Origin of the sequence: Flavobacterium sp. FlaQc-28 (genome assembly GCF_044007415.1) — a bacterium.
GTDB lineage: Bacteria > Bacteroidota > Bacteroidia > Flavobacteriales > Flavobacteriaceae > Flavobacterium.
Genome location: NZ_JBIPCM010000004.1, coordinates 105,394 through 120,283 on the forward strand (window position 1 = coordinate 105,394; position 14,890 = coordinate 120,283).

The following is a 14,890-nucleotide window of genomic DNA, read 5'->3' on the forward strand; positions in this document are numbered from 1 at the left end:
TGTATACGATTTGTTGCTAATTTGCCATTTCATTTAATCAAATAAAAACATGAAGAAACAACTGGATGCAGTTACAGAATTTCATACTGCTTTTAAAATAGGTCACAGCCATACGCCAATTGCTGATTTAGGAGAAACTAAAAAACAGCTTCGTTATAATTTAATGAAAGAAGAAAATGAAGAATATCTTGAAGCGGTTCAAAATAATGATTTAGTTGAAATTGCTGACGCACTTGGTGATATGATGTATATTTTGTGCGGAACAATTATCGAACATGGCTTGCAGGATAAAATTGAAGCTGTTTTTGATGAAATTCAGCGTAGTAATATGAGTAAACTTGGCGAAGACGGAAAGCCTATTTATCGTGAAGATGGAAAAGTAATGAAAGGACCAAATTATTTTAAGCCTGATTTTTCGAAGTTGTTGTAAACAAGATTAAACGCAATCCCGATAGCTATCGAGTGCTAAGTTTTTTTTCTGCTGTTCTTATAAAAATGCAAGTTTACAAAGCTTTGCGTTATTTTTGTCATTTCGACGAAGGAGAAATCTTCGCAAGAAACTCCACATAGCAAATCAACAATTTTTGTAGAGCTACTCACGAAGATTTCTCCTTCGTCGAAATGACAAGATTGAGTTTAACTTTATCTCCACGATTTAATAAGAAAGAAAAATAGAAAACCCGATAAATTGTTTAAATCTATCGGGTTTCTCTTTTTATATGGTTTTGGATTATTGAACTTTAACTGTCCATCCATAAGTATCTTCAGAAAGTTTGTTTTGAAGACTTGTTAGTTTTTCTTTTAAGAATGAAGCGTATGAATTCTCTACTGGAGTCATTTCATAATATTCACCTTTATATGAGAATCCTTTAATTACACTGATAACTGCAGCAGTACCAGCTCCGAAGATTTCTTTTAAAGATCCGTTTTTAGCAGCTTCAACTAGTTCAGAAACAATTACTGGGCGAACTTCAACATTTAATCCTTCTTTTTCAGCCATTGCAATTAAACTTTTTCTGGTAATACCATCTAAAATTCTTTCGCTTGTTGGAGCTGTCAATAAAGTATCATTAATTCTGAAGAAAACGTTCATTGTTCCAGCTTCTTCTAATTTTGTATGCGTAGCATCGTCCGTCCAAATAACTTGTTGAAAACCATCTTTGTTTGCTAAGTTAGTTGGGTAAAACTGAGCAGCGTAGTTTCCAGCTGCTTTTGCAGCACCAATTCCACCATTTGCAGCTCTACTATAATGTTCAGCAATAATTACTTTTACTTCGCCTCCATAGTAAGATTTTGCAGGAGAAAGTAAAATCATAAATTTATATTCGTCAGATGGATTTGCAATAACTCCAGGTCCTGTCGCAATCATAAAAGGACGGATGTACATACTTGCACCATTTCCTCTTTGAATCCATTCTTGGTCGATTTTTAATAATTCATTCAAACCTTCCATAAATACGTCTTCTGGAACTTCTGGCATCGCCATACGAACAGCAGAATTGTTGAAACGCTTGTAGTTTTCATCAGGTCTAAACAACCAAACATCATTATTTTCATCTTTGTAAGCTTTCATTCCTTCAAAAATAGCTTGTCCATAATGAAAGACTTTAGAAGATGGATCCATTAAAATAGGAGCATACGGCTTAATGACCGGAGTCTGCCATTGTCCGTCTTTATAATCACATTCTAATAAATGGTCTGTAAATACAGCACCAAAGCTTAAGTTTTCAAAGTCTACAGAGCTTATCTTAGACGATTCAGCTTTTCTGATTTCAATTTTGCTTGTTTGAGTTGTACTCATAATTATGTAAAGTTTTTATCTAATTTGTATTCTTTCAAATGAAAATCTAACGTAATGATCTGATGAAGATTAGGTTTTGTTGAATGCAAAATTACGGAAAAATATATAATTTGTTTAGTAAAACTGCATTAATTCCTGTATTTGACTGAGATTTGTTTATCTTATAATAAACCTAAAATTTTAGCGAAGTTTTATAAAGATTTTATGAAAAAAGTGTCGTTTTTTAAGGCTTTACGCATTTGTTTTGACTAAATTTGACTAAGAAAATGGACTATAAATCAATGTAAAGTCATTGTAAAATTTGAAAATAGTGAAAAGAGAAATAATTAAAACGCTAGATGGTTCAACTACAATTCATTTGGAAGAATGGAACGAAAGTTACCATTCCAAACATGGTGCTATTCAAGAAGCAAAACACGTATTTATAAAAAATGGGTTGTCATTATTTGAAAGTAATCCGGTTTCTATTCTTGAAATTGGTTTTGGAACTGGTTTAAATGCTTTTATTACTTTTTTAGAATCAGAACAAAAACAGCAGTATATTAATTATGTTGGAGTAGAAGCGTATCCGATTGATGCAAGTGAAGTTTTGGCAATGAATTATGTTCAAGAATTAGAGGCAGAAAATTTTTCGGAAGTATTTAAAAAAATGCATGAAAGCGAGTGGGATCATGAAGCGACAATCAACTCAAGATTTTCGTTAACTAAAAGAAAACAATTTTTTGATGAAATTGACGATTTAGAAATTTTTGATTTGATTTACTTTGATGCTTTTGGATATCGAGTACAACCGGAGCTTTGGAGTACAGCCATTTTTCAGAAAATGTACAATAGTTTAAAGCCAAACGGCGTTCTTGTTACATACGCCGCTCGAGGAGTTGTTAAAAGAAGTATGATTGAGGTTGGTTTTACTGTTGAAAAATTAACAGGTCCTCCTGGGAAAAGAGAAATGTTTCGAGCTTTTAAAAAGGTTTAAATGAGTTGTTTAGAACGATTCTAGATTGATTTATGTGTAGTAAGAAAACGTATTCGCTGCTAAAGTTTTTAAAAAAATAAGTTAAAAATTGTCTTTATGAATGATATTTGCTTAAATTTGGCTCGAGTTTAAAATAATAGATAACCCCCGAAAATCTTATTTTATTATGTCAAAAATAATGTTTGATTACACGAAATCAATACTTGAAAGAGTAAGTTTCGATCCGATACTTTTTTGTAAAGAACTAGAAAAAGCTATCAAAACACTGTTGCCATACGAAATGGAACAATTGCAAGAATGGTTATTAAATTTTATAATTGAAAAACCAGAACTTAAACAAAGTCTACTACTAATTAAAGTATAAAAGAAAAGGAGCCAAGTTGGCTCCTTTTTTATTTTTATTTCTTTTGCAGCGGACTGATGATTTGCACATTTTGAAAAACAATGGCTCCTTTTACGACGCCGGCAATTGTTGATCTAAGTGCATCAATGATTTGCATTTTTAATTCGCTCTTAGGGTAAATTAAACTTACTTCGCGAGCAGGTTTTGGTTCCTTAAAATTTCGCAGCTTCAGTTTATCGGATTCTTTTAAATCTAAAGTGTGCAAGTACGGAAGTAATGTTGTGCCCAAACCTTCGTCGGCTAATTTTATTAAAGTTTCAAAACTTCCGCTTTGAATTTGAAAATTATTTTGTTCAGTATCAGCACTATGTTTGCATAAATTCAAAATTCCATCTCTAAAACAATGTCCGTCTTGTAAAAGTAAAATCTCATTAATGTTTAAATCAGCCACTTCGATTTCTTCTTTTTGAAAACTGCTGTGATGTTCTGGAATATAGGCTACAAATGGCTCAAAGTATAAAACGATCTCTTTTATTTTTTCATCTTCAAGCGGAGTCGCCGCAATTGCAGCATCAAGATGGCCGTTTTTTAATTTTATAATAATTTCATCTGTATTAAGCTCTTCAATTAAAAGTTTAACCTTTGGATATTTCTTAATGAAATTATTTAAAAACATAGGTAAAAGAGTCGGCATAATGGTTGGGATAATTCCTAATCGAAATTCTCCGCCAATAAAACCTTTTTGCTGTTCAACAATATCTTTAATTCGGTCAGCTTCGTTTACAATATTTTTTGCTTGGTTTACAATCTTTTGCCCAATATCTGTAAGCTGAATAGGTTTTTTGCTTCGGTCGAATATTAAAATATTTAGTTCTTCTTCAATTTTTTGGATCTGCATACTTAAAGTAGGCTGAGTCACAAAGCATTTTTCAGCAGCAAGCGTAAAATTTTTATGCTCTGCAACAGCTAATACATATTGTAATTGAGTTATCGTCATTTTAATAGAATTTTTTGATGCAAAAATAACTAAATATAATTTTTTTTTATGTTTTTTTTGAAGAAGTTGCCTTAAATTTGTAGTAAACACATTATAAAAACGAAAATCATGAAAACAAATATTTTAGGACTTCCAGTAAAAGAATCAGAGTTATTAGTAAAAGAATTAAATGTACTATTGTCAAATTTTCAAGTTTATTATCAAAATCTAAGAGGAATTCATTGGAATATTCGTGGAAAACGCTTCTTTGATCTTCATGTTAAATTTGAAGAATTATACACAGATTCTCAGTTAAAAATTGATATGATCGCCGAAAGAGTTTTGACAATTGGAGGAACGCCTTTGCACACATTTGAAGATTATATAAAAAATAATAAGTTAACTGTTGGAAAAAATATTTCAAATGATGAAAAAGCAGTTCATTTAATTGTGAGTTCTTTATCAGATTTATTAAAGATTGAGCGTGAAATTTTGAATAAATCTGCTGAAATTAACGATGAAGGTACGAATTCGATGATGAGTGATTTTATTGCAGAGCAGGAAAAAACGATCTGGATGATGAATGCTTGGCTTGATGAGGAGTTATAATAACTTGTTTTTAAATAAATTAAGTGGCAGAATGAGTAATTTACTTATTCTGCCATTTTTATGAATGTTAAATTTCTATGAAAATTTCAGCTTGACGCTTTGATTTTGTTTGTATAACGTTATTTTTGCGGGAATGAAATTAGTTGCTCGTATATTATTATTCATATTTATTGCTTTCTTATCGACCCCTACAATTGTAACGGTGATGAAGAAAAGCAGTGATACGTCTATATTTTTCAGTTTTTCTGAAGAGGAGCATTCACATAAAGAACTTAAGGCAGCTGTATACCCAGCAATATTGCAACATGAAGTTGTTATGCCTGTTTATATTGAAAAAAAGACAATAGCGTCTGAAAATATTGTAAAACTTGACAATATTTCACCGAGTATTTTTGCTCCCCCTCCCAACTTAGTATAATACTTCCGATTTATTTTGAACTAACTGCATTTTTGATTAAGTGCGGTAAATCTTTGATGAATAATTTATTTAGTATTGTATTATGACAAAAAAAATTAATCTTTTTGCCAACCTTAAATCTGACTTTGCTTCAGGTTTAGTGGTCTTTTTGGTGGCTCTTCCATTGTGTTTAGGTATTGCAATGGCTTCAGGAGCGCCTTTGTTTTCTGGAATTATTGCAGGTGTTATTGGTGGTATCGTGGTAGGTTATTTAAGCCAGTCGCATATTAGTGTTTCAGGACCTGCAGCTGGATTAACCGCTATTATTTTAACCGCTATTACTGATTTTGGTGCTTTTGATGTGTTTTTAATGTCTGTTTTTATTGCAGGACTAATTCAATTAGCATTAGGATTTTTAAAAGCCGGAAGTATCTCTAATTATTTTCCAACAAATGTTATCGAAGGAATGTTGGCAGGTATTGGAATCATTATTATTTTAAAACAATTACCTCACGCTTTTGGTTACGACGCAGATTTTGAAGGTGATCAGGCTTTCATTCAAAATGACGGAAGTAATTCATTTTCATTCTTGTTTGATGTAGTTAATCACATTCATTTAGGAGCAGTGGTAATTTCGGTTGTTTCGCTTGTAATTTTAATTTCTTGGGATAAAGTTCCTTTTTTAAAGAAATTAAAGTTAGTTCCTGGTGCGCTTGTTGCTGTTATCTTAGGAGTAGTTTTAAATGAATTTTTTGTTTCTTCAGGAAGCTCATTGGCGATTGCAAAAGAACATTTGGTTTCATTGCCAGTTCCAAAATCTTTTGATGAATTTAAATCTATTCTAATTACACCAAATTTTGCTGCGGTTACAAATCCTCAAGTTTGGGTAGTTGCTATTACAATTGCCATTGTAGCTTCTATTGAAACACTTTTATGTATTGAAGCTGCAGACAGAATGGACGTTCAAAAACGTTATACTAATACAAATGTTGAGCTTAGAGCACAAGGTATTGGTAATATTGTGAGTTCTCTTTTAGGAGGTTTACCAATGACTTCTGTAGTAGTGAGATCTTCTGCAAATAATAATGCAGGTGCAAAATCAAAAATGTCAGCGATTATTCACGGTGTATTATTATTGATAAGTGTGTTGTCGATTCCTGCAATTTTGAATAAAATTCCATTGGCAACATTAGCTACCGTTTTAATTTTAGTAGGATACAAATTAGCTAAACCTGCAACATTTAAACATTTCTGGGAGAAAGGAAAGTATCAGTTCATACCTTTCGTTGCAACATTAGTATTTGTTGTGGCTACAGATTTACTTAAAGGTGTGGCGTTAGGAATTATTATTAGTGTTATTTTCGTATTAAGAGGTAACTTAAAAAGAGCTTACAGCTTTAAAAAAGAAGAATACGAAGACGGAGATATTATTCATATCGATTTAGCGCAAGAGGTTTCATTCTTGAACAAAGCAGCGATTAAATTAACATTGAATGAGATTCCTGAAAATTCTAAAGTGGTAATTAGTGCAGAAGATACGGAGTATATTGCACACGATGTTTTAGATTTAATTCGTGAGTTTAAAGAAACTCGTGCTATTGATGAAAATATCGAAGTGAAGCTGAAAGGATTTAAAGAAGCATACGAACTTGAAAATACGCCTGAAAATAATAATCATGTTTCTATAGAGCATTATTACGATGTAGCTAAGAGAGAAATGGTACAAAAAGAAAAAGTTTAAGCAAATTATATTAATTAAAGGTATTTCTTCATGGTGAGAAGTATTAGAAAATTAGATAACTTTACCCTAAGTTATTTTTAATATGTTTAAGCATGTTGAAGTACCAATCAAAAAATCAAAAAAATGAAAGAGTTTTATAAGCAGTTACTTGAGAATAATAAAAAATGGGTTGAGAAATCATTAGCATTAGATCCTAATTTTTTTGCTGATTTAGCAAAAGGACAGACTCCACCTTTATTATGGATTGGATGTTCTGACAGTCGTGTTCCTGCAAACGAAATTATTGGAGCAAAAGCCGGAGAGGTTTTCGTGCACAGAAATATTGCCAATATGGTAGTGCATTCAGATATGAATATGCTAAGTGTACTGGATTATGCGGTTAATGTTTTAAAAGTAAAACATGTTATTGTTTGCGGACATTACGGCTGCGGCGGTGTAAAAGCTGCAATGGGTCAGCAGTCTGTTGGAATTATCGATAACTGGATTCGTCATATTAAAGATGAGTATCGTTTACACGATAAATATTTAAACTCAATTCAAGATGAAACAGAGCGTTTTAATGCTTTTGTTGAAATCAATGCTAAAGAGCAGGTTTACAACTTGGCAAAAACTTCGATTGTGCAAGGTGCATGGAAGAATGGTCAGGATTTAATGCTTCACGGATGGGTTTATGGATTAAATTCTGGTTTTGTTACTGACTTGAATGTAAATATTAGTTCAAACGAAGAGCTTGATGAAGTTTATCAACTTGATCTTTAATAGTTAAATAAAATTGTTAAAAAAATCGCCTCAAAAGGGCGATTTTTTTATTCGTTTTCGTCTAGATTTTCATTAAAAGCAGACGGTAATAATGTTGGAATGAACTTGATTAGAATGGGCAGTAATAAACTTCCGCCTGGAAGTAAAAAAATGGTAAGCGACGGAATGGTTTTGCAAATATCTAAAAGTTGTTTTTTTACTTTTTTCTTTTCCTTGGCATCCAAATCTCGGGTGGTAGAATAAGCCAACAGAACCATTAATTCTTTACTTTGGATAATTTCCTTGACCAACCTGTTTTTGTTTCTTACAATCAATTTTACAACGCTGTGTGTCATTTGATCGTAAAAATGTTTTACCGGATTGGAGTAGTTAAAATAGGGGATTTTCTTTTTATGAGTGGTAATAAAAGCATTTGTTGTAGCAATACTATTTGAAACAAAATCATCAGAAACGCCCATCATCGATCCTAATGAATATAAAAAGTAGGCTTCTTCATTTTCTACAACGCCATCACTCCATAAAGCCATTCCAGCCATATCGATTAGGTAATATTGCTCTAATTTATTGCTGAAATAGTCCAGTTGTAAGGTCTCTAAAGTTTCAACAGTAACTTTCGAGAATTTCGAGTAACGAATAGATGCTTCAAAAAGTTTAATTAACAAATCATCATGCTGAGATTTGATGGTTTTGGTTTTTAATGCCAGTGCAACAATTCCAAGAACAGTTTCTTCAATTCGTTTTAAATATTTTTCAGGTATTTCGCCATGCACTAAATATTGTCTAAATGCCAAAACATCAATAAACAAAAGGGCATTGGTAACTAAATGTGAAAAGTTTTTGCTGATAATACTATCGTTTGTTTGTACTCTTTGATCTATTATATTTTCTAGAGATAAAGAAGGAGTATCTTTTGGCAGTAAAATTTTAAACAAATTGAAACCTTCAGGATTCATTTGTTTGTAGAATTTTAAAACTTCGGTAATAAAATGCAGAGGTTCAAAATCTCTTTTTTCTAAACAAAAAACATTGTAAAGCGTATTTAGTAAAGCGACTTTCGAAATTTCGGTTTTAAACCAGCCTTTTATCGGAATTGGAATTCGAGAATCAATAGCAATAATATGTCCATAAATAAAACCAGTTTCTCTAACTTTATAGTAGAACGAATCTGTAGTCTCAAAAGGGATTGCTTCTGAAAACTTTTGTTCGCTAAAATACTTGTCTATCCAGCCTGGTGCAGATGGGTTAATCATTGACTTCAATTTATAGCTGCAAAGCTATATCTTTTTCTTGTTTTAGTGTGAATATAAAATAAAATAACCACTAGATTTTTGTGAAAAAATAGTGGTTATAGGTTTTATTTATTTGATAATTCCTGCACAAGCAACTCTTCCGCCGGCATTTCCAGTTGGTTGAGTAGTAAAGTCATCAGTACCTTGATGAACAATTAAACCTTTTCCTAGAATATTTTTTGTCTCATCTTCGCATCCAATACACCATTCATCAGTTGTCATTGCAATAGTCCCATTTCCTTTTTCATCAGCGGTGAAATTTCCAATATCACCTTTGTGATATTCTCCAACGCCCCATTTTCCATGCTTTTTAAAAGTTGGATTCCAGTGTCCGCCTGCAGAACTTCCATCAGCCGAAGTACAATCTGCTTTTTCGTGAATGTGTATAGCGTGAACACCTGGTGTTAATCCAGATATTTTTGCTGTAAAGGTCACCTTACCGTTTTTCTCTGTAAAAGTTGCTGTTCCTGCTACCTTGCTGTTGCTTTTTGGTTCTAAAGCAACCGTCAGAGTTTTAGCATCACTTGATTTTGTATTTGTTTTACAACCAATGACTAAAGCTGTAATTATAGCGAAAGACGCGATTATTTTTTTCATATTTATGGGCATTTAAATTAAATATTAAGTAAATTTAACATAAAATAACGACAAAGCTAGGTTGTAAAAGTTAAAAAAAAGTCAAACTATTCCTTGTAATTTATTGAAAGTACCAATACGAAACGGATTATAATGCGTAAATTAGTAGTGATTTTAGGCCCTATTTTTATTCAAAAAAAGGCTCAATTTGTTTAAATTTAATACTTTATTTTATGATGAAAAGAATTTCGATTTTAGCCTTTCTTAGTATAATGCTGATTTCTTGTAGTGTTTCTAAAGGCAAAAAAAGTGATGCAGTGGCTAAACTTGATGGAAGTTGGGAACTTAATTTTATTACGGGGCCAAGAATTGCTTTTGAAGGATTATATCCAAATAAGAAACCAACCATAAATTTTAATACAAAAGAAAGTCAGGTTTCAGGTAATAATAGTTGTAATTCCTATACAGGAAAACTTGTTTTAGATGGTAATAAAACAGATTTTACACAACCTATGGCAGTTACCAAAATGATGTGCCTTAACGGACAGGGAGAAAGTGTGTATATGAATACGCTTCAAAAAATAACATCATATGATATTACAGATGAAGGGAAAACACTTCTATTTATTTCTGGCGATATTGTCATGATGAGATTCACGAAAAAACAGTAAGGTTACTTACTGTTTTTTTTTGATTATGGTTTATTGTTAAACAATATAAATGCTGTTTAAAATGAAAACTAAATTATCTATTTTATTAGTATTGATGGTCTTTGTAAATTTTTCTGTCTCAGCACAGCAAAAATCTAAAAAAGAACTAAAGGCCGAGAGAGAACTACAAAAACAGAAAGAAATTGAGGCTTTGATCGATGCTAAAGATTTTGTTTTTGAAGCACAAAAAGCTACTCCTACAGGAGGCAGGATTATTGATTTAGATTATAAAACTTATTTTTTAAATTTTAATACTGTAAAGACAACTTGTGATTTACCCTTTTTTGGACGTGGATTTAATGTAGGATATGGAACTGACGGAGGAATTAAATTTGAAGGAGTGCCTGATAATTTAAAGATTGAAAAGAATAAAAAAAACTATGTTGTAAAAGCAACAGTTAAAGGAAAAAATGATGTTTTTGATTTGGTATTTACCATCTTTTTTAATGGAAATTGTTCTCTTTCTGTTAACAGTAACAATAGATCGTCTATTTTTTATGATGGTATAGTAAGCGCGCCTAAGAAGGCTGTGAATAAGTAGTAAAGAGTTATTATTAATGATGCCCTGAATTATTTTTATGCTAAAAAAGTCGTCTTGTTTTTTGCCCGCAAAGTTTTTGTTTACATTAATATTTTTTTTTGGGGTATTATATTCCTATAGTCAAGATTTAGAACCAAGAGTTTACGCTAATGTTGCTAAAGATTTGAATGTTGCAGCAATTGGTTATGTTTTTATGAATGGTAATGTGCTCACAGATCCTTCGCTGCCAATTACAGATTTTACGCTTCACAGCCACAATTTAGCAGTAAATTATATTCGAACTTTTGCAGTTTCTGATAAATTGGCTCGTGTACAAGTTGTTTTACCTTATACTTTTATGGATGGCTCGCAAACACGCACAAATGGTGATGTTTTAACGGGATCACGTACTGGATTTGCAGATATGAAAGTTCGGTTAGGAATTAATTTATTGGGTTCGCCTGCACTCGATAAGACGGAATTTAGAAATTTTGAGCAAAAAACGATTTTAGGGGTAAGTTTAGTAACCTCAATACCAACGGGCAGATATTATAATGACAAACAAGTTAATATAGGAACAAACCGCTGGGGATTTAAGCCTGAAATTGGGGTTTCAAAACGCTTTGCACATGTATATGCTGAAGTCTATAGCGGTGTTTGGTTTTATACTAATAATAATGATTTTCTTGGAAAAAAATTAGAGCAAAAGCCAACTTACAGTTTACAGGCACATGCCAGTTATTATTTTCAGAATAAAATGTGGGTAGGATTTAATACAAACTGGTTTTTTGGCGGAAAAACAATTACAGATGGTGTTTCTGATGACAGCCAAATTGATAATTGGCGGGTAGGAGCAACGTTTTCAACTCCTATAGCAAAAGGACAGTCTATAAAATTTCAGTATCATGTTGGAGCATATACTAATAACGGACTTAATTATTATGCTTTATCAGCTGCTTATCAATATTCATTTTTTTAGACGGGAAAAAAATGTACGATTAATGTGTTAAAAATCAGTATATTTGAGTATGCATAATCCACTAAGAACAAATTTAAAATTAAAATTATGAAAAAATTAAGTCTTATTTTTATTTTGGCTGCGGCCACGTTTTCTTCTTATGCTCAATCTTCTTTCAAAGAAGATTTAGATGTTGTACAAAGTGTTTATGGAAAATCGAAAAGTGATCTTGTAAAAGAATACATGAATTTATCTGATACTCAATCTGCAGCATTTACAAAAGTTTATGACAGCTATGAAGCGCAGCGTAAAGCTCTTGGTCAAACAAAATTTCAATTGCTTAATGATTATGCGGCCAATTACGCAACATTAACAGATGAAAAAGCAGATCAATTGGCAAAAGCGGCTTTGAAAAATGAAATTGATTACGAAAAGTTATTTTCAAAAACGTATGGTCAGGCAAAAAAAGCTGTTGGATCTATAAATGCGGCAAAATTTATACAGTTAGAAGTTTATCTTCAAACAACAATTCGTAACGAAATACAAAATTCAATTCCGTTTATTGGAGAATTAGACAAAGCAAAATTGAATTAAGAGATTTATATTCGCATAAAAAAGGCAGTTATTCTAATAACTGCCTTTTTTATGCTCAATTTTCGTTTTCGTCTTTGCTTTTATTTTGATCCTGTTTGATATAGATATCTTGCTGCGGAAAAGGAATCTCGATATTATTTGCTCTAAAAACTTTATCAATTTCAATAATTAAATCACTTTTTACATCACTTGCAAAATTTATATTTCCAACCCAATATTTAATAACAATGTCGATCGAACTGCTGTTGAAAGTAGTTATCCAAATAATTGGTTCTGGATATTGAAGTACCAAAGAGTGGTTTCTCAATATTTCATTCAACAAGGATTTTACATTTTCTAAATTAGTTCCGTATGCCACTCCAATAGAAATATCTGTTCGTTTTTTATTGTTTGAAAGTGTCCAATTCGTTAAATGCTGGCTCAACAAATCTCCATTTGGTATTATAACATCGGCGCCGTCAAAAGTTCCCACAACACTGCTTCGTATTCCAATAGATTTCATTTTTACCATTTGACCGCCTATTTCAATTGTATCATTTATATTAACAGGTTTTTCAAAAGCAATTATTAAACCGCTGACAATATTATTTACTAATGTTTGAAGTCCAAATCCGATACCAACACCTAAAGCACTAATAATAATAGTTAAACGGTCAACAGGAATACCAGATGATATAAAAGCAAGACTTATTCCGATACTAAATATGGCAATTTGTATGAAAAGCATCCAGCTCCCCAATTTATTCTTTTTAACACCAGAAGATGAATTAATAGAAGTACTGGTTAAAAATGCGACAATTTTAGCAATAATTACAGAAGCGATAATGATAAAGAAGAAAACCAAAATACTTTGATACGAATAATTGAAGTCACCAATATTTCGAGGTTCTGTAAAAAAGCCAATAATTGGATCGAGAATGGCTTGAAAAAGGTATGAATTTTTGCCTATAGACACCAGCCATCCAAGAACAAATAAAGTGTTTATTTTAGGATCGGTACTGATCTTTTCTAATTCGTTGCTGCTTAATAATTTCTCTTCGTTTGATTCTCTCAAATAATTGGAATAGTTTATAATGTCAGCAAGCAAACGATATGTTGTGGTGAATAAATAATACATTAAAACCGTTATAATACCGTTTATAGCTAGAAGCTTTCCTAAATTATAGTTTTTACCAATTAGGATAAATAATATGGAAGCGATCTCAAAAGTTATTAAAACATATAAGCTGTATTTAAAAAAGGGATTTAAAATCTCTTTATTCTTTTTTAGATTATAAATGGTAAATGCAATTGATGAAAAAGCTATTATTAAAATTAAAATAACCTCTTTTACTGAGTGTGTTAGAATATTATTATCATACAATCCTAGAAGAATAATAATGACATAAGCTTTCCATACAAACTTTTCTTTTGGCGTAAAATATTCTTTATTTACTATGGTTAAAGCAATTATCGATACCAGCCAAATGAGCGCTGTAAAGGCAAAAGGAGGGTAGGTGAAGAAAAAATTGAATAAGGTAAATGAAACTAATACAGCACACGAAACCGGGTGCCTGAATATTTGTTTGGAAAGTTTTGTGGTATTGTAAACACCCTCTTTTTTATACTTCTTTTTAAGGAACAACAGATAAATGACCAGAACTGCTGCAAGCAGAAGCATTAAAACAATTGTTTTAAAATGATTTGAAATAAAGAATATTAAAATGATCGATTCTTTAGTAAGCGAGTAAAAGAACGATTCATAAAAAGACATTTCACTTGAGTTGGTACTAAAAATGGTTCCATCAGAATCTAGTAGATTTTGAAATTCATTTTTTCTAATATTATCGGTTTCGATGATGTCGTTTTGCAGATCATACTTAAAATGTCTCGCAGTTATTTGCAGTTTACTGATACTGTCAAGTGCATCTTTAAAACGTTTATTAAGCGAGTTGACATTAGAGTACATTTGAGAATAACGATCATAATATAGAATCTTTCGCAATGAATCTTTTGGAAGTATAAACAGTGATTTTTGAATTGTTAAAGAGTCAATTTTCCCTTGTATTTTGCTTAACTCAATACTGTTGTTTTTGATTTTTGAAAGCTGAATTTCTAGACGCGTCTGCAATTCATTAAGCATAATCGATGTAACGGTTATGTTTCTAAGCGTTTGAAAATCATTTCGATTTTTGATTATACCATCAATCGCAGTTTTTTTTAGTTTGATAGCATAATCTAATTCTGTGGTAAAACCTTTGTAATCAATACCCGTTTTTAAAATGACATTGGCATCCTGAATGTTTTTAGAAATGGCATCAAATAATAAATTATGGTTTTTGGTTATTTTATTTTCGATATAAAGCTGCCTGCTTTTCTCTTCATCTAATTTGAGTAAACTTTCAATTTTAGTGTTTTTAGGAATCTTATTTTTTACTTTTAAACTATCTTCTAAAATTGAATTTTGAGCATAAGAAGTATAAACTGGACTTGCAGTTAAAAGTATAATTGCAAGTACTTTTAAAACAGTAAAGTTAATTATGATGTTTTTATAAAAAATAGTATTGCGAATTATAGTCGAAAATATCATAATACTTTGCTTTTGGGAGTTACTCCAAAAATACTATAAAAAAAAACAACCTAAAAAAAGTTTTTTTAGGTT

General features: G+C 31.3%; 16 protein-coding genes. 11 read left to right on the forward strand and 5 right to left on the reverse strand.

Features of this window, described 5'->3' with window-relative positions:
• The first annotated feature begins 49 nt into the window (after positions 1-49).
• On the forward strand, positions 50-430 hold the full coding sequence (locus tag ACHRVL_RS12375; RefSeq protein ID WP_395413164.1) for a hypothetical protein: 381 nt from the start codon (positions 50-52) through the stop codon (positions 428-430).
• A gap of 300 nt (positions 431-730) precedes the next feature.
• Here the strand turns inward: ACHRVL_RS12375 and ACHRVL_RS12380 are convergent, their stop codons facing one another.
• A complete protein-coding gene (locus tag ACHRVL_RS12380; RefSeq protein WP_089053173.1) occupies positions 731-1,801 on the reverse strand; it encodes a branched-chain amino acid aminotransferase in 1,071 nt (356 codons plus the stop codon).
• 310 nt (positions 1,802-2,111) lie between these two features.
• Between ACHRVL_RS12380 and mnmD the strand changes: the two genes are divergently transcribed.
• A complete protein-coding gene (mnmD, locus tag ACHRVL_RS12385) occupies positions 2,112-2,777 on the forward strand; it encodes a tRNA (5-methylaminomethyl-2-thiouridine)(34)-methyltransferase MnmD (RefSeq protein WP_395413167.1) in 666 nt (221 codons plus the stop codon).
• Between the two features lie 166 nt (positions 2,778-2,943).
• Positions 2,944-3,141, forward strand: coding sequence for a hypothetical protein (locus ACHRVL_RS12390; protein ID WP_089053175.1), 198 nt, complete (start codon positions 2,944-2,946; stop codon positions 3,139-3,141).
• A gap of 34 nt (positions 3,142-3,175) precedes the next feature.
• On the opposite strand, the gene ACHRVL_RS12395 is transcribed toward ACHRVL_RS12390, so the two are convergent.
• Positions 3,176-4,117, reverse strand: a complete 942-nt coding sequence (locus ACHRVL_RS12395; protein WP_395413169.1) for a LysR substrate-binding domain-containing protein — start codon at positions 4,115-4,117, stop codon at positions 3,176-3,178.
• Between the two features lie 108 nt (positions 4,118-4,225).
• Here ACHRVL_RS12395 and ACHRVL_RS12400 point away from each other — a divergent pair, with 108 nt between their 5' ends.
• The 4 genes from ACHRVL_RS12400 to can all read left to right on the forward strand — a co-directional run bounded on the left by ACHRVL_RS12400 (position 4,226) and on the right by can (position 7,602).
• The gene (locus ACHRVL_RS12400; RefSeq protein ID WP_089053277.1) at positions 4,226-4,705 is read left to right on the forward strand and encodes a Dps family protein; all 480 of its coding nucleotides are present in this window, start codon (positions 4,226-4,228) and stop codon (positions 4,703-4,705) included.
• A 133-nt stretch (positions 4,706-4,838) separates the two neighbouring features.
• Complete coding sequence (locus ACHRVL_RS12405) at positions 4,839-5,123, forward strand: hypothetical protein (RefSeq protein ID WP_395413172.1); 285 nt, start codon at positions 4,839-4,841, stop codon at positions 5,121-5,123.
• An 82-nt stretch (positions 5,124-5,205) separates the two neighbouring features.
• Positions 5,206-6,843, forward strand: a complete 1,638-nt coding sequence (locus ACHRVL_RS12410; protein ID WP_395413174.1) for a SulP family inorganic anion transporter — start codon at positions 5,206-5,208, stop codon at positions 6,841-6,843.
• A gap of 123 nt (positions 6,844-6,966) precedes the next feature.
• The gene (gene can, locus ACHRVL_RS12415) at positions 6,967-7,602 is read left to right on the forward strand and encodes a carbonate dehydratase (RefSeq protein WP_395413175.1); all 636 of its coding nucleotides are present in this window, start codon (positions 6,967-6,969) and stop codon (positions 7,600-7,602) included.
• Between the two features lie 47 nt (positions 7,603-7,649).
• Here can and ACHRVL_RS12420 read toward each other — a convergent pair whose 3' ends face one another.
• Together ACHRVL_RS12420 and ACHRVL_RS12425 are read right to left on the reverse strand one after the other, a co-directional pair.
• Complete coding sequence (locus tag ACHRVL_RS12420; protein WP_395413176.1) at positions 7,650-8,852, reverse strand: LETM1-related biofilm-associated protein; 1,203 nt, start codon at positions 8,850-8,852, stop codon at positions 7,650-7,652.
• Between the two features lie 108 nt (positions 8,853-8,960).
• Positions 8,961-9,488 (reverse strand): superoxide dismutase family protein, encoded by a 528-nt coding sequence (locus tag ACHRVL_RS12425; RefSeq protein WP_395413178.1) that lies wholly within the window; start codon positions 9,486-9,488, stop codon positions 8,961-8,963.
• A gap of 212 nt (positions 9,489-9,700) precedes the next feature.
• Between ACHRVL_RS12425 and ACHRVL_RS12430 the strand changes: the two genes are divergently transcribed.
• The 4 genes from ACHRVL_RS12430 to ACHRVL_RS12445 all read left to right on the forward strand — a co-directional run bounded on the left by ACHRVL_RS12430 (position 9,701) and on the right by ACHRVL_RS12445 (position 12,249).
• Positions 9,701-10,138 (forward strand): META domain-containing protein, encoded by a 438-nt coding sequence (locus tag ACHRVL_RS12430; RefSeq protein WP_395413180.1) that lies wholly within the window; start codon positions 9,701-9,703, stop codon positions 10,136-10,138.
• A gap of 61 nt (positions 10,139-10,199) precedes the next feature.
• Positions 10,200-10,718 carry a DUF4251 domain-containing protein gene (locus tag ACHRVL_RS12435; RefSeq protein ID WP_395413182.1) on the forward strand — a complete coding sequence of 173 codons (519 nt, stop codon included), beginning with the start codon at positions 10,200-10,202 and terminating at the stop codon, positions 10,716-10,718.
• Positions 10,719-10,794: 76 nt separating this feature from the next.
• Positions 10,795-11,676, forward strand: a complete 882-nt coding sequence (locus ACHRVL_RS12440; RefSeq protein ID WP_395413183.1) for a transporter — start codon at positions 10,795-10,797, stop codon at positions 11,674-11,676.
• Positions 11,677-11,763: 87 nt separating this feature from the next.
• Positions 11,764-12,249: a hypothetical protein gene (locus ACHRVL_RS12445; protein WP_089053186.1), complete on the forward strand. Its 486-nt coding sequence runs from the start codon at positions 11,764-11,766 to the stop codon at positions 12,247-12,249.
• Between the two features lie 55 nt (positions 12,250-12,304).
• Here ACHRVL_RS12445 and ACHRVL_RS12450 read toward each other — a convergent pair whose 3' ends face one another.
• The gene (locus tag ACHRVL_RS12450) at positions 12,305-14,818 is read right to left on the reverse strand and encodes a mechanosensitive ion channel family protein (RefSeq protein WP_395413185.1); all 2,514 of its coding nucleotides are present in this window, start codon (positions 14,816-14,818) and stop codon (positions 12,305-12,307) included.
• Positions 14,819-14,890: the final 72 nt, after the last annotated feature.